General features: G+C 63.4%; 18 protein-coding genes. 13 read left to right on the forward strand and 5 right to left on the reverse strand.

Annotated elements, in window-relative coordinates; all coding sequences use genetic code 11:
- Window positions 1–144: 144 nt before the first annotated feature.
- Window positions 145–1,161: a pyridoxal-phosphate dependent enzyme gene (locus E0501_RS05645; protein WP_137700345.1), complete on the forward strand. Its 1,017-nt coding sequence runs from the start codon at window positions 145–147 to the stop codon at window positions 1,159–1,161.
- A complete protein-coding gene (locus tag E0501_RS05650) occupies window positions 1,158–2,297 on the forward strand; it encodes a M24 family metallopeptidase (RefSeq protein WP_137700346.1) in 1,140 nt (379 codons plus the stop codon). The genes E0501_RS05645 and E0501_RS05650 overlap by 4 nt, the downstream gene beginning before the upstream one ends.
- Here E0501_RS05650 and E0501_RS21325 read toward each other — a convergent pair.
- Window positions 2,294–2,521 (reverse strand): hypothetical protein, encoded by a 228-nt coding sequence (locus E0501_RS21325; protein ID WP_137700347.1) that lies wholly within the window; start codon window positions 2,519–2,521, stop codon window positions 2,294–2,296. The genes E0501_RS05650 and E0501_RS21325 overlap by 4 nt on opposite strands.
- A 298-nt stretch (window positions 2,522–2,819) precedes the next feature.
- Window positions 2,820–3,725 carry a LysR family transcriptional regulator gene (locus E0501_RS05660; protein WP_137700348.1) on the reverse strand — a complete coding sequence of 302 codons (906 nt, stop codon included), beginning with the start codon at window positions 3,723–3,725 and terminating at the stop codon, window positions 2,820–2,822.
- Between the two features lie 173 nt (window positions 3,726–3,898).
- Here E0501_RS05660 and E0501_RS05665 point away from each other — a divergent pair, with 173 nt between their 5' ends.
- From E0501_RS05665 to E0501_RS05710, 10 genes are all read left to right on the forward strand, one after another.
- Window positions 3,899–7,306 (forward strand): indolepyruvate ferredoxin oxidoreductase family protein, encoded by a 3,408-nt coding sequence (locus tag E0501_RS05665; RefSeq protein WP_137700349.1) that lies wholly within the window; start codon window positions 3,899–3,901, stop codon window positions 7,304–7,306.
- Between the two features lie 126 nt (window positions 7,307–7,432).
- Window positions 7,433–8,311, forward strand: a complete 879-nt coding sequence (locus E0501_RS05670) for a lysophospholipid acyltransferase family protein (RefSeq protein ID WP_137700854.1) — start codon at window positions 7,433–7,435, stop codon at window positions 8,309–8,311.
- A gap of 14 nt (window positions 8,312–8,325) precedes the next feature.
- Window positions 8,326–9,138 carry a glutamate racemase gene (gene murI, locus E0501_RS05675; protein ID WP_137700350.1) on the forward strand — a complete coding sequence of 271 codons (813 nt, stop codon included), beginning with the start codon at window positions 8,326–8,328 and terminating at the stop codon, window positions 9,136–9,138.
- 54 nt (window positions 9,139–9,192) lie between these two features.
- Entirely contained in the window at window positions 9,193–10,221 is a 1,029-nt protein-coding gene (gene argC, locus E0501_RS05680; RefSeq protein WP_137700351.1) for an N-acetyl-gamma-glutamyl-phosphate reductase, read from the forward strand.
- A gap of 13 nt (window positions 10,222–10,234) precedes the next feature.
- The gene (ccmE, locus tag E0501_RS05685; RefSeq protein WP_137700352.1) at window positions 10,235–10,681 is read left to right on the forward strand and encodes a cytochrome c maturation protein CcmE; all 447 of its coding nucleotides are present in this window, start codon (window positions 10,235–10,237) and stop codon (window positions 10,679–10,681) included.
- A 56-nt stretch (window positions 10,682–10,737) separates the two neighbouring features.
- The gene (locus E0501_RS05690) at window positions 10,738–11,349 is read left to right on the forward strand and encodes a holin-associated N-acetylmuramidase (protein ID WP_137700353.1); all 612 of its coding nucleotides are present in this window, start codon (window positions 10,738–10,740) and stop codon (window positions 11,347–11,349) included.
- Entirely contained in the window at window positions 11,340–11,930 is a 591-nt protein-coding gene (locus E0501_RS05695) for a holin family protein (RefSeq protein WP_193555874.1), read from the forward strand. The genes E0501_RS05690 and E0501_RS05695 overlap by 10 nt, the downstream gene beginning before the upstream one ends.
- A 102-nt stretch (window positions 11,931–12,032) precedes the next feature.
- Window positions 12,033–14,000, forward strand: a complete 1,968-nt coding sequence (locus E0501_RS05700) for a heme lyase CcmF/NrfE family subunit (RefSeq protein WP_137700354.1) — start codon at window positions 12,033–12,035, stop codon at window positions 13,998–14,000.
- On the forward strand, window positions 14,000–14,452 hold the full coding sequence (locus E0501_RS05705; RefSeq protein WP_137700856.1) for a cytochrome c-type biogenesis protein: 453 nt from the start codon (window positions 14,000–14,002) through the stop codon (window positions 14,450–14,452). The genes E0501_RS05700 and E0501_RS05705 overlap by 1 nt, the downstream gene beginning before the upstream one ends.
- A gap of 69 nt (window positions 14,453–14,521) precedes the next feature.
- Window positions 14,522–15,298: an enoyl-CoA hydratase-related protein gene (locus tag E0501_RS05710; RefSeq protein ID WP_137700857.1), complete on the forward strand. Its 777-nt coding sequence runs from the start codon at window positions 14,522–14,524 to the stop codon at window positions 15,296–15,298.
- 70 nt (window positions 15,299–15,368) lie between these two features.
- Here the strand turns inward: E0501_RS05710 and gltA are convergent, their stop codons facing one another.
- Window positions 15,369–16,664 (reverse strand): citrate synthase, encoded by a 1,296-nt coding sequence (gene gltA / locus E0501_RS05715; RefSeq protein WP_137700355.1) that lies wholly within the window; start codon window positions 16,662–16,664, stop codon window positions 15,369–15,371.
- A gap of 83 nt (window positions 16,665–16,747) precedes the next feature.
- Window positions 16,748–18,151 (reverse strand): glutamate--tRNA ligase, encoded by a 1,404-nt coding sequence (gene gltX, locus E0501_RS05720; RefSeq protein ID WP_137700356.1) that lies wholly within the window; start codon window positions 18,149–18,151, stop codon window positions 16,748–16,750.
- Between the two features lie 78 nt (window positions 18,152–18,229).
- Here gltX and E0501_RS05725 point away from each other — a divergent pair, with 78 nt between their 5' ends.
- Window positions 18,230–20,254: a ComEC/Rec2 family competence protein gene (locus E0501_RS05725; protein WP_137700357.1), complete on the forward strand. Its 2,025-nt coding sequence runs from the start codon at window positions 18,230–18,232 to the stop codon at window positions 20,252–20,254.
- Here E0501_RS05725 and lexA read toward each other — a convergent pair.
- Window positions 20,248–20,946: a transcriptional repressor LexA gene (gene lexA, locus E0501_RS05730; RefSeq protein ID WP_137700858.1), complete on the reverse strand. Its 699-nt coding sequence runs from the start codon at window positions 20,944–20,946 to the stop codon at window positions 20,248–20,250. The two genes, E0501_RS05725 and lexA, sit on opposite strands and share 7 nt — an antisense overlap.
- Between the last annotated feature and the right edge of the window lie 97 nt (window positions 20,947–21,043).

Below are 21,043 nucleotides of genomic sequence, written 5' to 3' on the forward strand. Positions count from 1 at the left end.
GCGGCCTGGCGCCGTCATAAGCCAAGGGCGCGGCGCATGGAAGGGGCAAGCGGTGCGGTTTTTCGACCTTGGCATGGTTCATGCGGGGTTGCAGGCCGCGGACGAAACGCCAATGGTGGCGCTGGACGCGAAAAGGGGACTGAAATGCAGCGTTTCGAAAATCCGTGGCGGGGCCGGGGGCTTGATTGGGCAGGGCTGGCCGATGTGCCGTGGCCCAGCGTGGATGCGGGCGCTGTGGGCGCGCTTCTGACGCGGTGCCCGTTCGATGATCGCACGCCGCTGGATCGGCTGGATGGCTTCGCGGGCGCGGGCGAGGTGTTCATCAAGGATGAGCGGTTTCGCATGGGGCTGGGCAGTTTCAAGGCGCTTGGCGCGGCCTATGTGATTGCCCGCGATGCCGAGGCGGGGCTGGCCAAGGGGCGGACCTATGTAGCCGCCAGCGCGGGCAATCACGGGCTGTCTCTGGCGGCAGGCGCGATGGCCTTTGGCGCGAAGGCGGTGATCTACCTGAGCGAGACGGTGCCCGAGGAGTTTGCCAGTCGGCTGCGCGGCATCGAGGCCAAGGTGGTGCGCGCGGGCGCGACATACGAGGAGAGTATGGCCGCGGCGATGCGGGCAGCCGAGGAAAACGGCTGGGAGCTTTTGTCGGATTCGTCCTGGGACGGCTATATCGAGCGGCCCTACCGGGTGATGGAGGGCTATGTGGCGCTGGCCGACGAGGTGGTGCGCGAGATGGACGAACCGCCGACGCACATCTTCCTGCAGGCCGGTGTTGGCGGACTGGCGGGGGCCTGCGCGGCCTATTTCCGCGAGAAATGGGGCGATTATCCGCAGATCATCGTGGTCGAGCCCGAGGCGGCGCCGGCGCTGATGGAGAGCGTGCGGGCCGGACGGTCGGTGGTGACGGAAGGGCCGGTATCGTCGATGGGGCGGCTGGATTGCAAGGAGCCGTCGCTGATCGCGCTGAAAGGGCTGGCGCGCGATGCCGATGCCTTTGTGACGATCACCGAAGACGAGGTGGCAGCCGCCATGCCGGTGCTGGCCGAGGCCGGGTTCGAGACGACTCCGTCAGGCGGGGCGGGTCTGGCCGCGTTGATGGCAATGGACCCGCTGGGGCCGGATGTTCGGGTGCTGTGCATCCTGAGCGAGGCGCCCGAGTGACGCGCGGGTTCGAAACGCAGGAGTATCGCGACCGCGTGGCGCGGGCACAGCGAGCCATGAGCGAGGCCGACCTGGGCGCGCTGCTGCTGACGACCGAACCCGAGATCCGCTATTTCACCGGGTTCCTGACCCGGTTCTGGGAAAGCCCCAGCCGACCGTGGTTCCTGATCGTGCCGGAAAGCGGGGCTCCGGTGGCGGTAATCCCGTCGATCGGGGCGGCGCTCATGGCGCGCACGTGGATCGAGGATATCCGCACCTGGGCCGCGCCACACCCGGTGGATGATGGGGTGAGCCTGCTGGCGCAGACCTTGCACGAATTGGCACCGGGCGGGCGCGTGGGCCTGCCTTCGGGGCGCGAGACGCATCTGCGCATGCCGCTGGCTGATTTCGGGCGGCTGCAGGCCATGGGGATCGACTTTGGCGATGATGCCGGGATCATGGCACGGCTGCGCGCGGTGAAGTCCGAGGCCGAGATCACCAAGATCCGTCGTGCCTGTGCCATTGCGGGGCGCGCTTTTGACCGCGTGGGCGAAGTGGCGGGTGAAGGCGCGGCGCTGGAAGAGGTGTTTCGCGGGTTTCAGCGCTTGCTTCTGGAAGAGGGCGCGGATTGGGTGCCTTACCTGGCCGGGGGCGCGGGGCCGTTGGGATATGCGGATGTGATTTCACCGGCCGATGCCACGCCGCTGCAGCGCGGCGATGTTCTGATGCTGGATACGGGCGCGGTGTGGGACGGGTATTTCTGCGACTATGACCGGAATTTCGCCATCGGCGAGGCCAGTCCAAGGGCCGAGGCGGCGTGGGGGCACCTGCTTGATGCCGTTGCCGCCGCTGAGGAAGTGGCCCGACCCGGGGCGCGGGCCAGCGACGTCTGGCAGGCGATGGCGCAGATCGTTGGCGCGGGTGAAACGGCTGGGCGGCTGGGCCATGGGCTTGGCATGCAGTTGACCGAGGGACTTTCGCTGACCGCCCGCGATGGCGCCGTGCTGGAGGAGGGGATGGTGATTACGCTGGAGCCGGGGATCGAAACTGTCGAGGGGCTGTTCATCGTGCACGAGGAAAACATCGTGATCCGGGATGGACCGCCGGAGCGGTTGAGCCCGTTTGCCAGCGGCAGCTTGCCGGTGATCGGGGCCTAGGTCCGCTCGAGCAGGGCCTCGACCTCTGCCAGAATGGTTTTGACTTCTTTGGGTTCGGGCGAGACGCTCTGGGACGTGATTTCGGAAAGCTGGCGCAGATAATTTGCGGCGCGCTGGCCGGTGGTGGGCGCGGGCGGATTCAGGATGGTATCGGCCAGGTCATAGAGCGCGTCGACCAGGCGAATCCGCAGGTCCATATCCAACGCCGATGATGAAAGAGCCATGTCCAGCCTGTCCCCCGGTGATTCAATTACCATGAGTGGTAAATCTCCGTTCGCGCAATTCCAATGGGTGAATTGACGCAATCGCCGGAAATTCGCGCTGCACGATAATGCGGCAGCAAAAAAAAGGCCGAGCACTAAGCTCGGCCGAAGTCCAACAGGGAGGTATGAAAGTGATGCGATGAACATCGAACATCACCGTCGAGTGATCAATTAAGTGGCGAACCTTGTCCGATCAAGCTCCTTTATGCCGCAGGTGCAGCATGGCCGTTATGCAGCCTGCGCATAACTGATTAACAAGTTACTCAACCGCCTGATTTTTAACCTGTTTACGGTATGCGATGATCTCTTCCTGGACAAAGTCGCGGAAGGCGGCAATCCGTTTGGATTGGCGCAATTCCTCGGGGAAGGCGAGAAACACAGGGATTTCGCCCGACTCGACCTCGGGCAGGACGCGCTGAAGATTCGGGAAGTCCTGGGTGACGTAGTCGGGCAGCACGCCTATTCCCAGGTGGTGAAGCACGCCCTGGAGCACACCGAAATAGTTGTTCACGGTCAGAAGCGACGGGATGTCGTGGCTGAGCAGTTCCTTGACCAGCGAGGCGCCGGCGCCGACCTGCGTGGCGCCGACATTCTGGCAGATCAGGCGGTGATCGCGCAGATCGGCGATGGTCTCGGGCACGCCTGCGCGGTCGAGGTATTCAGGGCTTGCATAGAGGCGCATGCGCACGCCCATCAGCCGTTTGCGGATCAGGTCGGCCTGGCTGGGCTCCTTCATGCGGATGGCGACATCGGCCTCGCGCATGGGCAGGTCGAGCACGCGCTCTTCGAGCATGAGGTCGATCTTGAGTTCGGGATACTTGTCATAAAGCGCGCGCAGACGCGGCGCGAGCCAGAGCGTGCCGAAGCCGGTTGTGGTGGTCACGCGCAGTTCGCCGAACACTTCTTCTTCGCTGTCGCGGATGCGGGCGGTGGCGGCATCGAGGCGTTTGACCATGGCGCGGGTGGCATCGAACAGCAATTCGCCCTGTTCGGTGAGAATCAGGCCACGGGCATGACGGTGAAAAAGGGTCGTGTTCAGGGCCTCTTCGAGGGCGCGAATCTGACGTGACACCGCCGACTGGCTGAGATGCAGCGTATCGCCTGCATGGGTCAGCGACCCGGCATCGGCGACCGCGTGAAATATCCTGAGTTTGTCCCAATCCATGTTCGCAACTTTCTTAATATGCCCAACTACTCGCACGAAACGTTTTGAAATGGCACCTTTAACCTCACGAAAACGTAGGGTCATGGGAAAAAATTCCCGTTGGTAGGTCAAAAAATATGACCTAATATTACGTTATGCTCAAATGGAAGCCACTGGCTTAGGGGAGACGCGCGATGAGCAAGCAACAGGTATCGCTTCAGGACAAATACGATCTGGACAAGAAGCAGGTGCTCTTGAATGGCACGCAGGCGCTTGTGCGCTTGATGCTGACGCAAAAGCAGCGCGATGCGCAGGCGGGGCTGAACACCGCCGGGTATGTGACCGGATATCGCGGGTCGCCCCTGGGCGCGGTCGATATGCAGATGACGCGCGCCGGACAGATCCTGACAGATCACGACATCAAGTTCGAAGCCGGGCTGAACGAGGACCTGGCTGCCACGGCACTGTGGGGCAGTCAGCAGGCCGAGCTTCGCGGTGAAGGTAAGTTCGATGGCGTCTTTGGCCTGTGGTATGGCAAGGGCCCGGGCGTTGATCGCACCGGCGACGTTTTCCGCCATGCCAACATGGCAGGCACCAGCCCCAATGGTGGTGTGCTGGTGGCGATGGGTGACGATCATACCGGCGAATCCTCGACCGTCTTGCACCAGAGCGAGTGGGCGCTGGTCGATGCCTACATGCCGGTGGTCAGTCCCGCGGGGGTGCAGGAGATTCTTGACTATGGCCTTTACGGACTGGCGCTGAGCCGGTTTGCCGGGGTCTGGGTGGGCCTGAAGGTGATGAAGGATACGATCGAGGCGACGGCGGTGGTGGACGGGGCGCCCGACCGCCTGGAGTTCGTCACGCCGGACTTCGAGATGCCGGAGGGTGGGCTGAACATTCGGTTGGTTGATGACCGGATCGTGCAGGAGGCCCGCCTGATCGATTACAAGCGCAAGGCGGCCGAGATCTTTGCCCATGCCAACAAGATCGACAATCGCGTCTGGGGCAAGCCCGGCGCCAAGATCGGGCTTGTGAGCCATGGCAAGAACTGGCTGGACCTGGAGCACGCGCTGGCCCTGCTGGGGATCGACGAGGCCGAGGCCGAACGGCTGGGGATCACCACTTACAAGGTGGGGCAGGTCTGGCCGCTGGACATGAAGGGCTTCAACGAGTGGGCCGAGGGGCTCGACCTGATCGTTGTGGTCGAGGAGAAGCGCAAACTGCTGGAAGTGCAGATCAAGGAGGCGCTGTTTGACAACCGGCAGGGCCGCCGGGTTTACGGCTGGTACAAGGGGCAGGGTGGCGAGGAGCTTTTCCCCAGCCGCTGGGCGCTGGATCCGGTGATGATTGCCGAGAAGCTGGGCAATATCCTGATCGAGGAAGGGCGCTCAACCGAGGGGATCAAGGCCGGTATGGCCGAGCTGGACAATGCCAAGCGCGCCGACAATGCCGAGGAGATCGCCAGCCGACTGGCCTATTTCTGCTCTGGCTGTCCGCACAACACCTCGACCAAGGTGCCGGAAGGTAGCCGTGCCTATGCCGGGATCGGCTGTCACTTCATGGCGCAGTGGATGGAGCGCGATACGCTGGGATTCACCCATATGGGGGGCGAGGGGGCCAACTGGATCGGCGAAGCGCCGTTTTCCAAGCGCGACCACGTATTTCAGAACCTGGGCGACGGAACCTATAACCACTCGGGCCTGCAGGCGATCCGGGCTGCTGTCGGCAGCGGCGTCAACATGACCTACAAGATCCTGTTCAACGATGCCGTGGCCATGACCGGCGGGCAGACTCATGAAGGCGGGCTTTCGGCGCAGCAGATCGCCCGCGAACTCAAGGCGTTCGGTATCGAGCACGTGGCGCTGGTCTATGATGAGAAAGAGGATGTCGATCTGGCGTCGTTCCCGGCGGACGTGGAGAAGCACGAGCGCGCCGAGCTGGATGAGGTTCAGAGGAAGTTTCGTGAATACAAGGGCGTATCGGCCATTCTTTACGTTCAGACCTGTGCGGCAGAGAAGCGCCGGCGCAGAAAGCGCGGCAAGTTCCCCGATATCGACAAGCGCGTATTCATCAACACCGATGTGTGCGAGGGCTGCGGCGATTGCGGGATCCAGTCGAACTGTGTCTCGATCGTGCCGGTGGAAACCGAACTAGGCCGCAAGCGGGCGATCGACCAGTCGTCCTGCAACAAGGATTTCAGCTGTCTGAAAGGGTTCTGCCCCAGTTTCGTGACGCTGGAAGGCGCCAAGGTGAAGAAAGAGGCGACGACCGACCTGGATCTGCCGCACCTGCCAGACGTCGAACTGCCGAAGATCAACGGCACGCATAACGTGGTCATCACCGGTGTCGGCGGCACTGGCGTGGTGACGATCGGCGCGGTGCTGGCGCAGGCGGCGCAGATCGACGGGTTGGGCGCGGGCATGATGGAGATGGCGGGCCTGGCGCAGAAGGGCGGCGCGGTGCATATCCACGTGCGCCTGGCCAACGACCCCGAAGACATCAACGCCGTGCGGGTGGCCACCGGCGAAGCGCATGCGCTGATCGGCGGCGACCTGGTGGTCAGTGCCGGGCGCGGCACGCTGGGCCTGACCAGCCCGGGCAAGACCGGCGCGGTGGTCAACAGCCACGAGATCATCACCGGCGAATTCACCCGGCATTCGGAGTTCACGATTCCGACCGATCGGCTGGAACTCCAACTCGAGGCGCGGCTGCGCGATAAGCTGAGCCTGTTCGACGCGAGCGACCTGGCGCGGATCACGCTGGGCGACAGTATCTATTCGAACATGATGGTGTTCGGCGGGGCCTGGCAAATGGGCCTGATCCCGGTGAGCCGCGAGGCGATCATGGATGCGATCCGCCTGAACGGCGCGGCGATCGAGGGTAATCTGCGGGCCTTTGATATCGGCCGCTGGGCCGTGCTGCACCCCGAGGAGGTGCAGAAGCTGTTGGAGCCCGTGGTGGTGGAACTGCCGAAGACGCTGGACGAGCGGATTGCCTATCGGGCCGATCATCTGAAGGTCTATCAGAACAACCGGCTGGCCAAGCGTTATCGCAAGCTGGTGGACAGCGTGGCCGATGAGGCCCTGAAGGAGGCGGTCGCCAAAGGCTATCACAAGGTGCTGGCCTACAAGGACGAATACGAGGTCGCCCGGCTGCACCTGAACACGCTGGAGAAAGCCAAACAGCAGTTCGAGGGCGATTTCCGGCCGAGCTTCCACCTGGCGCCGCCGCTCCTGTCGAAAGAGGGGCCGAACGGACGCCCTATGAAGCGCGAATTTGGACCGGGCATGATGAAATGGTTCCGGCTGCTGGCGAAGATGAAGCGCCTGCGCGGCACCGCGCTCGATCCGTTCGGACGCACCGAGGAGCGGAAGATGGAGCGCGCGCTGATCGCGCAATACGAGGCCGATATGGCGGAGTGGCTGCCCAAGGTGGACGCGTCGAACATGGCGCTGGTCACCGAACTGGCAGAATTGCCGCTGAAGGTGCGCGGGTTCGGCCCGGTCAAGGCAGAGAATGCCGAGAAGGCCGCGAAGCGGCGCGAGGAAATCCTGGCCGAGTTGAAAAGCGGCGGCGCACCGGTGGTTCAGGCCGCCGAGTAAGATCAGGTGTGGCCCGGTTTCCCCGGGCCGCGCCGAATCTTCATGGAATTGTCATGAATGCTGGTCAGACTGGCGATACGGCCTTATGACGCCGCGTAAACGTCGTCTGATCCTATCCTGATGCCCATGGCACACAACCGTCACATCGCAAGAGATATCTCTTACGCCCATTCCGCTGCAACCCGCGGCGGCCGGGCGATGATCCGCTTCATGGAAAATGCCACCGGGCGGCTGGGCCTGATCCGGCGCGCGCGCGGTTACGAGGTCGAGGTGGCGAATGGCCGCGATTTCTGGGAGGTGATGGTCGAGCGGTATGGCCTGTCGCTGAATGTGGTGGGCGGATCGTTATCCAATATTCCCGCCAACGGGCCGCTGATCCTGATTGCCAATCACCCCTATGGCATTCTGGACGGCCTGATGATGGGCCATATCCTGAGCCGGACACGGGGGGATTTCCGCATCCTTGCCAATCACGTGTTCCGCAAGGCCGAGGATCTGAACCGCGTGGTGCTGCCGGTGTCGTTCGAGGAAACGAAAGAGGCGGTGAAACTGAACCTTGAAACCCGCAAGGAGGCGCTGCGCTATCTGGGTGAGGGCGGGGCGATCGGAATTTTCCCCGGTGGCACGGTCAGCACTGCGGCAAAACCCTTTTCCCGTGCGCTCGATCCCGGCTGGCGGTCGTTCACGGCGCGGATGGTGGCGAAATCCGGCGCCACGGTGGTGCCGGTGTTCTTTGACGGGTCGACCAGCCGGATGTTCCAGTTGGCCAGCCACATGCACACGACGTTGCGCATGGGGCTGCTGATCAAGGAGTTCAAGGCGCGGGTGAACACCGATGTCGACGTGGTGATCGGCGATCCGATCCCGCGCGCGGAGCTGGATGCGCGCGCAAAAGACGCAAAAGCAATGATGGATTTTCTGCGAAAATCCACCTATGAGCTGTCTCCGAAGCCGGTGGATTCTTCCGCCCTTGGCTTTGAGTTCGAAGAGAAGCATCGCGCATAAGCCAAGCAGGCATCATGGCAGTAGGCATTTTCGACAGTGGGCTGGGCGGCCTGACCGTTCTGGACGCGGTGACCAAGCGGTTGCCGGACGTGCCGTTTGTCTACCTGGGGGACAATGCGCATGCGCCCTATGGGGTGCGCGATGCCGACGATGTTTATGGGCTGACCTGCAAGGCGGTCGAGCGTCTGTGGGCGGAGGGTTGCGACCTTGTGATCCTGGCCTGTAACACGGCGAGCGCGGCGGCGTTGCGGCGGATGCAGGAAAGCTGGATCCCGGCGGACAAGCGGGTGCTGGGCGTCTTCGTGCCGCTGATCGAGGCGCTGACCGAGCGGCAGTGGGGCGACAATTCGCCCCCGCGCGAGGTGGCGGTGAAGAACGTGGCGCTTTTCGCGACGCCCGCCACGGTGGCAAGCCGCGCGTTCCAGCGCGAACTGGCGTTTCGCGCCATCGGCGTGGATGTCGAGGCGCAGGCCTGTGGCGGGTTGGTCGATGCCATCGAAGAAGGCGACATGATCCTGGCCGAAGCATTGGTGCAATCGCATGTCGACGCGTTGAAGCGGAAGATGCCGCATCCGCAGGCGGCCATCCTGGGCTGCACCCATTACCCGCTGATGGAAAAGGAATTCCAGGCGGCGTTGGGGCCGGACGTGACTGTCTACAGCCAAGCCAATCTGGTGGCTGAAAGCCTTGCCGATTACCTTGAGCGGCACCCGAACATGCTGGGGGACGGCACCGAAGCGAAATTCCTGACGACGGGTGACCCCAAGACGGTGAGCAGCCGCGCCACGCAATTCCTGCGACGACGAATCGAGTTCGAGGCCGCTTGAGCCTCGCCCGGTTTTTCGTCACAACACATCCGAACAATTGAAAAGGGGTTCGACATGACCCACAAGATCGCCATCCTGGGCGCGTCCGGCTACACCGGCGCCGAACTGATCCGGCTGATTGCCACCCATGGAGACATGGAAATCGTGGCACTTGGCGCGCATTCCAAGGCCGGGCAGAGCCTGGCTCAGGTGTTCCCGCATCTGCGCCACCTGGACCTGCCCGACATGGTGGGCTTTGACGAGATCGACTTTAGCACGGTGGACCTGTGCTTCTGCGCCTTGCCGCACAAGACCAGCCAGCAGGTGATTTCGGGCCTGCCGAAGCATCTGAAAATCGTCGACCTGAGCGCCGATTTCCGGCTGCGCGACCCGGCGGCCTATGAGAAATGGTACGGCAATCCGCACAGCGCCGTGGAGATGCAGAAAGAGGCGGTCTATGGCCTGACCGAGTTCTACCGCGACGAGATCCGGGGCGCGAGGCTGGTGGCCGGGACGGGATGCAACGCGGCGACCGGACAATACATCCTGCGGCCCCTGATTTCGGCGGGTGTGATCGGGCTGGAGGACATTATCCTCGATCTGAAATGCGCGGTGAGCGGCGCGGGCCGGAGCCTGAAGGAAAACCTGCTGCATGCGGAGCTGTCCGAAGGCTACAACGCCTATGCCGTTGGCGGCACGCACCGGCACTTGGGTGAGTTTGACCAGGAGTTTTCCAAGCTGGCCGGGCGGGACGTGAAAATCCAGTTCACGCCGCACCTGATCCCGGCGAACCGGGGTATTCTGGCCACCGGGTATGTCAGCGGCGACGCGGCCAAGGTGCACGAGACGCTAGCGGCCGCCTATGCCGATGAGCCGTTCATCGAGGTGCTGCCCTTTGGCGAAACGCCCAGCACGCACCATGTGCGGGGCAGCAATTTCTGCCATATCGGCGTGACCGGCGACCGCATCGAGGGCCGGGCCATCGTGATCGCGGCGCTGGATAACCTGACAAAAGGTAGCAGTGGGCAGGCCTTGCAGAATGCCAATCTGATGCTAGGTCTGAAGGAGACGCAGGGCCTGATGCTGGCGCCCTGCTTCCCGTGAGGAGGTCTGGACCATGAAGGGGCTGAAAAAGAAACGCCGTATCCAGGTGATTTTCTTAGCGATTTTCGCGTTGATCATCTCGACCGCGTTGATCGGCTACGGGATGAAGGACGGCATCAATTTCTTCCGGTCACCCACGCAGGTTGTGGAAGAACCGCCGGCGCCGACTGAGACCTTCCGGATCGGCGGGCTGGTTGAAGAAGGCAGCCTGGTGCGTGGGCAAGGCGAGACGGTCAGCTTCAACGTCACCGATGGCGGCGAGAGCGTGAAGGTGACCTATACCGGCGTTCTGCCGGACCTCTTTGCCGAGAACCAGGGCATGATCGGGACCGGAAAATTGGTGAACGGTGTCTTTGAAGCCTCTGAAATCCTTGCCAAACATGATGAGACTTACATGCCGCGCGAAGTGGTGGATGCGCTGAAAGAGCAAGGCGTCTACCAGGAACCGGGCGGTAGTTAAGGCGCGCGTTAACCGGTCTGTCGCACCCTTGCCGAAAAAGGTGAGAGGTGTGGCAGATGACACGCGTTCAAGAGATTGCCGAAGAGATCGTGGCCCGCGAAGGCGGATTCGTGAACGATCCGGATGATCCGGGTGGGGCCACGAATTTCGGCGTGACAATCCATACGATGCGGCGGCTGGGGCTGGACCTGGACCGCGACGGCGATGTGGATGTGGCCGACGTGCGCCGGCTGAGCCGGGCGCAGGCGGTGGATATTTTCCTGGAGCACTATTTTCGCAAACCGGGGATCGAGCGGTTACCGCAGGTTCTGCAGGCGAGCGTGTTCGATATGTATGTGAATGCCGGCGCCAACGCGGTGAAGATCCTTCAGCGGTTGCTGCGCGAGATGGGATACGAGGTTGATGTCGACGGGGTGATCGGGCCGGTGACGGCGCAGGCCGCGCATGCAGCCGCGCAGGCCGCGCCCGACCATATCGCCGATGCCTACGGGATCGCGCGGCGGAACTACTATTTCCGGCTGGCTGACCGGCGCCCGGCGAGCCGCAAATACGCCCGCGCCCGCGCAGGCGGAAAGGGCGGGTGGATACGGCGAGCCGAGGAGTTTATCAGCCCGGCGTTTCACCTGAGCGAGGCGCAGTTTCGCGAAAGGGTGGCTGCATGGGGATGATCGAGCGGATTTTCACGCTGGTGTTCGGCGATGGGGGGCGCGGCGTGCACGAAACTGTCGAGGTGTTTCGCGAGAACGCGGAAGCTGCGGCGACCCGATCGGCCGAGATGCAGGCCAAGGCGCTGGAGCAGTTTGCCGGCGAGTTCGAGTTTCCCAAACGCGGGCTGTTCGACCGGGTGATGGATGCCGTCAACCGTTTGCCACGTCCGGCACTGGCGCTCGGCACACTGGGGCTTTTCATTGCGGCGATGGTTGATCCGGTCTGGTTTGCCGCACGGATGCAGGGCATTGCGCTGGTGCCCGAGCCGCTCTGGTGGCTTCTGGGGGCGATCGTGAGCTTCTACTTCGGCGCACGCCACCAGGCCAAGGGCCAGGAATTCCAGCGTCAGATCACCCGCACGCTGGCCTCAGTTCCGGCGGTTGTGGACAACCTGGAACGGCTGGACGCGGTGGGGCGGCATGCCGAAAGCCCGGGCGCGGCGGACACGCGACGGGATGCCGATCTGACGCTGGAGGCCATGCAGCCGGGACCGAATCCGGCGCTTCGGGCGTGGCAGCGAGGGGCGGATCTGGGGCGCTGATCCCGGCTGGGCCTTTGTTGCGGCGCGACCCGCGACAATGTGAACATGTATCCGGCGCGTTTGTTATTGGACGCGCCGGGCTGCGCCCTTATAACTCGGGGCATGATAGCAGAACTCGGACATTTCGCCCTGATCCTGGCCTTCGTGACGGCCTGTTTGCAGATGATCGTACCGCTGGTTGGCGCGCAGAAACGCTGGCCCGGTTGGATGGCCTTTGCAGAGCCCGCCGCCAATTTGCAGTTCATGCTGACATTGGTGGCCTTCGCGGCGCTGACCTATGCTTTCGTGACCTCGGATTTCTCGCTTCAGTTGGTGGTTCTGAACAGCCACTCTGCCAAGCCGATGCTATACAAGGTGACGGGCGTCTGGGGAAACCATGAAGGCTCGATGCTGCTCTGGGTGCTGATCGTGACGCTTTTTGGCGCGATGGCGCAGTGGTTCGGCGGCAACCTGCCGCCGACGATGCGAGCGCGCATTTTGGCGGTGCAAGGTTCGATCGGCGCCGCGTTCTTTGCCTTCATCCTGTTCACGTCCAACCCGTTCATCCGGATGCAAGTGCCGCCGTTTGACGGGCAGGATCTGAACCCGTTGCTGCAGGATCCCGGGCTCGCCTTTCATCCGCCATTTCTTTATCTCGGGTACGTCGGGCTGAGCATGTCGTTTTCCTTCGCCGTCGCCGCCCTGATCGAGGGGCGCGTCGATGCGGCCTGGGGCCGGTGGGTGAGGCCGTGGACTCTGGCGGCGTGGATGTTCCTGACCGTGGGTATCGGGCTGGGCAGCTGGTGGGCCTATTACGAACTGGGCTGGGGTGGCTTCTGGTTCTGGGACCCGGTCGAGAACGCCAGTTTCATGCCCTGGCTGATCGCTGCGGCGCTGCTGCATTCGGCGATCGTCGTGGAGAAACGCGAGTCGCTGAAAAGCTGGACCGTGCTGCTGGCGATTATCGCGTTCGGCTTTTCGCTGGTGGGCGCGTTCATTACCCGTTCGGGGATCATTACCTCGGTTCATGCCTTTGCCACCGATCCCGAGCGCGGGGTGTTCCTGCTGCTGATCTTGGGTGTCTTTGTCGGCGGGGCGCTGACGCTCTATGCCGCGCGGGCGGGCGTTATGGAGGCCAAGGGGGTCTTCGGCCTGGTCAGCCGGGAATCGGCGCTGGTGTTCAACAATATCTTGTTGGGGGTTTCCGCCTTCGTGGTGTTCATCGGCACGATCTGGCCGCTGGTCAGCGAGATGTTCTTCGATCGCAAGCTGTCGGTCGGTGCGCCGTTCTTCAATCAGGCCTTTACACCCTTCATGGTGGTGCTGGGCCTGATCCTGCCGATTGGCGCCATGCTGCCGTGGAAACGAGCGCGCCTAGGCCGAACGGTGCGCGGGTTGTGGCCGGCTGCGGTGCTGGCGTTGGCCGTCGGCGCGCTGATCTGGGCGATCCAGACCGAACGCAGCGCGCTTGGGCCGCTTGGGCTGATGCTGGGCACCTGGCTGGTGGCCGGGGCGGTGACGGACCTGATGTCGCGCACCGGGCGCGGAGGCAACCGACTGGGGCGTCTGGCGCGGCTGCCGCGGGCCGATTGGGGCAAGGCGGTGGCGCATGGCGGCCTCGGTGTGACCATGGCGGGTATCGCGGGCCTGCTGGCCTGGGAGGTTGAAGATATCCGCGTGGTGCAGACGGGCGAGAGCTTTGACGTGGCGGGTTTCACCCTTACGTTGCAGGCGGTCGAGCGCGTGCCGGGACCGAACTATGTGTCGACCATGGGGATTGTCGAACTGTCGAAGAATGGCGAAAGGATTTCCAACCTGACGCCCGAAAAACGGGTTTATCCCGTGGCGGGGCAGCCCACCACCGAGGCGGCGATCGACAACGGGTTCCTGCGTGACGTCTATGTGGTGATCGGCGATCCGCAGGAGGGTGGCGGATGGGCGATGCGCACCTATTACAAGCCGCTGGCCAATTGGATCTGGGGCGGGGCCATCCTGATGGCACTGGGTGGCGCGTTGAGCCTGAGCGATCGGCGCTATCGTGTGGCCGCAGGTGCGCGCAAGGCGCCGATGCAGGGGGTGCCGGCAGAATGATGAAACGCGTGCTGATGATCCTGTTGTTCCTGGCATCGCCTGTCTGGGCGGTGCAGCCGGACGAGGTTCTGGAAGATCCAGCGCTGGAAGCCCGTGCCAGGGAAATTTCCAAGGACTTGCGGTGCCTTGTCTGCCGAAACGAGAGCATCGACGATTCGAACGCTGATCTGGCCCGCGATCTGCGGCTTCTGGTGCGCGAGCGTCTGGTGGCCGGGGACAGCAACGAGGAGGTGAAAACCTTCCTTGTCGACCGCTATGGCGAATACGTGCTGTTGAACCCGCGGATGGGTGGCAGCAACTGGATTCTCTGGGGCGCAGGGCCGGCAATGCTGATTCTGGGCGGCGTGGGTGGAATCGCCTACCTGCGGCGCCGGTCGCGGGCCGCGGCGCCGGGCGAAGCGGCGTTGAGCGAGGACGAATCGAAGCGGCTGGACGAGATCATGAACCGGTGACGCCGGGTTTCGCTTTCCCCATGGCCCGCGATGGGGTTCATTGTGGAAAAAGAAAAGCGAGGCTCGCACATGGTCTACAAGACGATCACCTATGAGGTGGCGGACGGGATTGCCGTCATAACGCTCAACCGTCCTGACAAGATGAATGCCCTGACATCGCAGATGCGGGCCGAGATTCCCGATGCAGTCCGCCATGCCGAACCCGATGGCGCGCGCGTGGTCGTGCTGACCGGGGCCGGTGGCGCGTTCTGTTCGGGCCAGGATCTGGGCGATGCCAATGCCGGGGCGATGGACCTCGAGCGCGGCTTGCGCGATGAATACAATCCGATGCTGAAAACGATCGCCGAATGTCGGTTGCCGACAATCGCCGCGGTCAATGGCCCGGCGGCCGGGGCAGGGGCCAACCTGGCGCTGGCAACGGACGTGGTCATTGCGGCCGAGAGCGCCTATTTCCTGCAGGCCTTCACGCGGATCGGCCTGATCCCGGATGCCGGGGGCACCTATGCGCTGCCACGCTCGATGGGGATGGCCAAAGCCATGGGAGCGGCGCTGTTTGCCGAAAAGATCAGTGCGAAACAGGCCGATGACTGGGGCATGATCTGGGAAGCGGTGCCGGACGAAGGGTTCGAGGACCATTGGCGTGGACGGGCGCGTCACCTGGCCGACGGGCCCACTCGGGCCTATGAACTGACCAAGCGGGCGATCCGCGAAAGCTGGGATAACTCGTTCGAGGGGCAGCTGACCACCGAGGCCAAGCTTCAGGGCAAGGCCGGCAAGAGCCGCGATTTCATGGAAGGGGTGGTGGCGTTCCTGGAAAAGCGCAAGGCGCATTTCGAAGGCCGCTGATCACAATTGGCACAACGCGAAACGCCCCGGAGCATATCCGGGGCGTTTTGTTTTCCGACCGCCGGTGTTGTCAGCGGTTTTCTACATCCACGTAGTCGCGGTAGGTCTCGCCCAGGTACAGCTGACGAGGGCGGCCGATCTTGTGCGCCGGGTCCGAGAACTGCTCTTTCCATTGCGAGATCCAGCCGACGGTGCGCGATAGGGCGAAGATCGGCGTGAACATCGAGGTGGGGAAGCCCATCGCTTCGAGAATGATGCCCGAATAGAAATCCACGTTCGGGAAGAGTTTCTTCTCGGCGAAATAGGGATCTTCCAGCGCCTGCTTTTCCAGTTCCTTGGCCACTTGCAGGATCGGGTTGTCTTCGATCCCAAGCAGGTCCAGCACCTCGTCGGCCGATTGCTTCATCACCTTCGCACGCGGGTCGAAGTTCTTGTAGACGCGGTGGCCAAAGCCCATCAGGCGGAACGGATCGTCCTTGTCCTTGGCGCGGGCGATGAACTCCGGGATGCGATCGACGCTGCCAATCTCCTTGAGCATTTCGAGGCAGGCCTGGTTTGCACCGCCGTGGGCCGGGCCCCAGAGACATGCAATACCGGCGGCGACACAGGCGAAGGGATTGGCGCCAGAGCTGGAGGCGAGGCGCACGGTGGAGGTCGAGGCGTTCTGCTCGTGATCGGCGTGCAGGGTAAAGATGCGGTCCATGGCGCGGCTGAGGATCGGATCGACCTGATATTCCTCGGCCGGGACGGCAAAGCACATGTGCAGGAAGTTCGACGCGTAATCGAGATCGTTGCGCGGGTACACGAAGGGCTGGCCGATCGAGTACTTGTAGGCCATTGCCGCGATGGTCGGCATCTTGGCGATCATGCGATGCGAGGCGATCTCGCGCTGGTGCGGATCGGAGATGTCGGTGCTGTCATGGTAAAAAGCCGACATCGCGCCGACGACGCCCACCATGGTGGCCATCGGGTGCGCATCACGCCGGAACCCACGGAAGAAGTTGTGCATCTGCTCGTGGATCATCGTGTGGCGGGTGATCGTGTCTTCGAATTTGTCCAGTGCGGCCGCGGTGGGCAGTTCGCCGTAAAGCAGCAAGTAGCACACTTCGAGGTAATGCGATTTTTCGGCCAGCTGGTCGATCGGGTAGCCGCGGTGCAGAAGTTCGCCCTTGCCGCCATCAATGAAGGTGATCGTGCTGTCGCAGGATGCGGTCGAGGTAAAGCCGGGATCGTAGGTGAACACGCCGGCATCGGCGTAGAGCTTGCGAATGTCGATGACATCCGGCCCGGCCGTCGGCGAAAGCACGGGCAGGTCGAAGGACTGGCCATCGATCGTGAGTGTCGCGGTCTTGGTGCTGTCTGTCATGCTGTTTCCTTCCTCATATCGCCCACGCGCGGACCGCGTGGGGCTGTCCTAGTCAGTCAGGCCTAAAAGAAGGTAAACCTCTCTCAGGCCGCGGCGGCGTCGGACAGACGGGCCAGGGTTTCATCGCGCCCCAGAACCAGCATCATGTCGAACACGCTGGGCGTTGCTGCCCGGCCTGCGAGCGCGGCCCGGAGAGGGCCCGCGAGCTTGCCGAATTTTGTGCCCTTGTTCTCTGCGAACTGGTTCATGACCTGTTCGAGAGCGTCACGCGACCAGCTAGCATTTTGCAAATGCGGCGTCAATTCATTCAGTATACCACGGGATGCAGTATCGAGCGCACTGGCCGATTTCTCGTCCGGGACGATAGGCCGATCGCTGAGGATAAATGCCGCTTTATCAAGAAGTTCCGGGTATGTTTTGGCTCGCTCTTTCAGGAAGGGCATGGCTGTCTGCATGAGTGAAGTTTTCGTGTTTGGCAGCGCGGCTTGCCCGGTCGCGGTCAGGAACTCGTCCAGCTCATGCAGCAGCGCAGCATCGTCCGTGGCGGCGATATGCTGACCGCAGAGATTTTCCAGCTTCTTGAAGTCGAACCGCGCGGGCGATTTGCCGATGCCGGCGAGGTCGAACCACTCGCGCGCCTGTTCATCGGTAAAGAATTCGTCATCGCCATGGCTCCAGCCGAGGCGGGCGAGATAGTTGCGCATGCCCGAAGCAGGATAGCCCATCGCCTGGTATTCCTCGACGCCAAGCGCGCCGTGGCGTTTCGAGAGTTTCTTACCGTCGGGCCCGTGAATCAGCGGGATATGCGCCCAGACCGGCACGTCCCAGCCCATCGCCTGGTAGACCAGTTGCTGGCGCGCGGCGTTGTTGAGGTGATCGTCGCCGCGGATCACGTGGGTTACGCCCATGTCGTGATCATCGACCACCACGGCCAGCATGTAGACCGGGGTGCCATCCGAACGCAGCAGCACCATGTCATCCAGCTGGTCGTTGCGGATCGTGACATCGCCCTGCACCTTGTCGGCGATCACCGTGGCACCGTCTCGTGGGGCCTTGAGACGGATCACGTAGGGCGCATCGGGATGGGTGGATGGATCGGCATCGCGCCATGGGCTTTGATACAGGGTCGAGCGCTTTTCGGCGCGGGCTTCCTCGCGGAAGGCCTGGATCTCGTCCTGGGTGGCAAAGCACTTGTAGGCATGGCCGTTCTCCAGCAGCGCATGCGCGACCTCGGCATGGCGGTCGACGCGCGAGAACTGGCTGACCACTTCGCCATCGTGATCTAACCCCAGCCATGCCATGCCATTTAGGATGGCCTGCGTGGCCTCGGGGGTCGAGCGTTCACGGTCGGTGTCCTCGATCCGAAGCAGGAACTTGCCACCGCGGCCACGGGCATAGAGCCAGTTGAACAGCGCGGTGCGGGCCCCGCCGATATGCAGATAGCCGGTGGGAGAGGGCGCGAAGCGGGTGACGACTGCTTGGGACATCTGTCGTTAATCTTTCGGTAACCATGAGCGGAATAGACTTGGCGCCTGTCTAATGATCTGCCGAGGCAAGGACAAGGCATGGCTCTGCTGACGCGGGTGGAAGAAGCGCTTTTGGCGCAGCGTGGATACCTGTTTCCGTGGGTGCCGGTTTGCCTGGCCGTCGGGATAGGGGGCTACTTTGCCCTTCGGATTGAACCCCCTCTGGCGCTGCTCCCTTACCTGGCCGGGGGGCTGATCGTACTTGCCGCGGCGGCGTGGCGCCGGCCGGCGGCCTGGACTCCGCTGGCCTGGGGGATGATCCTGGTCATGCTTGGGCTTTCATTGGCCAGTGCCCGGGCCCATCTGGTCGAACGTCCCGTCTTGGGATGGCGTTACTATGGCCCGGTGGAAGGGCGGGTGATCGGCATCGACCGGTCGGGCAGCGGTGCGTTGCGGATCTTGCTGGATAAGGTGGTTCTGGCTGATCTGGAGCCGTCAAAGACCCCCGAACGCGTCCGCATTTCCCTGCACGGCGAAGCCGGCAGTGCACCATGGGCCGGCGCGCGGGTGATCGTGACTGCGCATCTTGCCCCGCCTGGCGGCCCGGTCGAGCCGGGCGGCTTCGATTTCCAGCGGCATGCCTGGTTCCTGAAGCTGGGGGGCGTGGGATATGCGCGCACGCCGCTCCTCATCTGGGCGCCGTCGGGGGGCGAAAAGCCCGTGTTTCGGGCGCGCATGGCTTTGTCGCAGCGGGTACAGGAGCAGCTGCCGGGCGAAACTGGTGCGTTTGCCGCGGCGATCATGACCGGGGACAGGGCCGGGATCGGACAGAACACGCTTGAGGCGCTACGGGCTTCGAACCTGGCGCATCTTCTGGCGATTTCGGGCCTTCACATGGGGCTGCTGGCGGGATTTGTCTTTGCCGTGTTCCGCATCGGTTTTTCCATTGTGCCGTGGGTCGGGCTGCGCCTGCCGGCCAAGAAGCTTTCGGCGTTGATGGCCCTGACGGTGGCGGCCGGATATCTGGCGCTGTCGGGCGGCAATGTGGCGACCGAACGCGCCTTTGTCATGGTGGGGGTTGCGTTGCTGGCCGTGATGGCCGACCGGCGGGTGATTTCGCTGCGCGCGGTGGCGACGGCGGCGATTGTGGTTCTGATCCTGCGGCCCGAGGCGTTGCTGTCGCCTGGCTTCCAGATGTCTTTTGCTGCGACGACGGCATTGGTCGCCGTCTTCGCCTGGTTGCGCGAGCGTGATATCGGATTGGGGCCCGCATGGCTGCGGCCGGTAACGGCAGTGGTGATCTCGTCGGCGGTGGCGGGGGCGGCGACCGCGCCGATCGGGGCGGCGCATTTCAACCAGATCGCGCATTTCGGACTGGTGGCGAACCTGCTGTCGGTTCCCTTGATGGGGGTTCTGGTGATGCCGGCCATGGTGCTGGCGGCCGTTCTGATGCCACTCGGGCTGGAGGCGCCGCCGCTGTGGATCGTCGGGCAGGGGCTGGGATGGATTCTGGGCGTTGCACATCGCGTTGCCGAGATGGAAGGCGCGCGGGGCGCGATACAGAGCCCCGACTGGCGTGTCCTGCCGCTGATGGCGGGCGGGTTCGTTCTGATCGTCCTGTGGCAGGGCCGGTTGCGGTTCGCGGGGCTTGCTCCGGTGGCCGCGGCCCTGGTGCTTTGGGCGCTCACGCCGCGGCCGGTGATCCTGATCGCCGAGGAAGGCGCGCTGGTTGGGTTGGCTTCGCCGAGTGGGCGTGCGCTGAGCAAGCCGCGTGGTAGCGGCTTCGTGGCCTTGAACTGGCTGGAGAATGACGGAGATGCGGCCGACCAGGTGACGGCCGCTGCGCGGTGGCCAGAGGCTGTTCTGGCTGCGCCGATCAAGTTGCGCCATGTCACCGGGGCGCGCGCGGTTGAGAGTGTGGCCTGCCGCAAAGGCGATGTGATCGTGGCGAACCGTGCCGTGCCCGACGGGCTGGATTGCGAGGTTTTCGATCCGGAACGGTTGAGGGGCTCGGGCGCCGTGGCTTTCTATCCCGGCGGGACTGGCCTGCCGTTAAAAATGACGACCGCCCGCGAGATCACGGGCGATCGTTTGTGGACAGGGCGCCGGAAGCGCGATCAGTAGGTTCGGATCAGCCCGACCAGGCGGCCCTGCACCTTGACCTTGTCGTCCGGCAGCACACGCGTTTCGTAGGCCGGGTTGGCCGCTTCGAGCGCAATGGCGTTGCCCTTGCGGAAGAACCGTTTGAGCGTGGCCTCGTGATCTTCCACCAGCGCCACGACGATGTCGCCGTTGTCGGCGGTCGAGGTTTCGCGGATGATCACCACGTCGCCATCGTTGATCCCGGCTTCGATCATCGAGTCGCCCTTGACCTCGAGCGCGTAGTGCTCACCGCTGCCCCGCACCATGGATTGCGGCACGGCGACATTGTGGGAGGCGTGGCTGATGGCCTCGATCGGGACACCGGCGGCGATGCGGCCCATCAGCGGCAGCTCCAGCGCGCCGACGGTCTCGATATCCATCGCATTGGCGGGTTTGCCCGCGTCGGGCCGGTCGCCGTCGATCACCCGCGGAGTGAAGCCCGAGGCCTCGCCGCCCAGGCTCTCGGGCAGTTTGACGATCTCGATCGCGCGGGCCCGGTGGGCGAGGCGACGGATAAAGCCGCGTTCCTCGAGCGCGGTGATCAACCGGTGAATGCCGGATTTCGAGCGCAGGTCCAGCGCTTCTTTCATTTCATCGAAAGAGGGCGGTACGCCGTCGCGCTGAACGCGCTTGTGAATGAATTCCAAGAGGTCGAGCTGCTTGCGGGTGAGCATGGACATGCCTCCGTTTTGCCTGTTTGTTTACGTTTGTTCTATGCATGTTCCTGTTTTGTGTCAACACTGTTGGCGCATGTTGGAACAAAAGGCAGGC

It is taken from the genome of Marimonas lutisalis (assembly GCF_005434965.1).
Taxonomy (GTDB): domain Bacteria; phylum Pseudomonadota; class Alphaproteobacteria; order Rhodobacterales; family Rhodobacteraceae; genus Marimonas_A; species Marimonas_A lutisalis.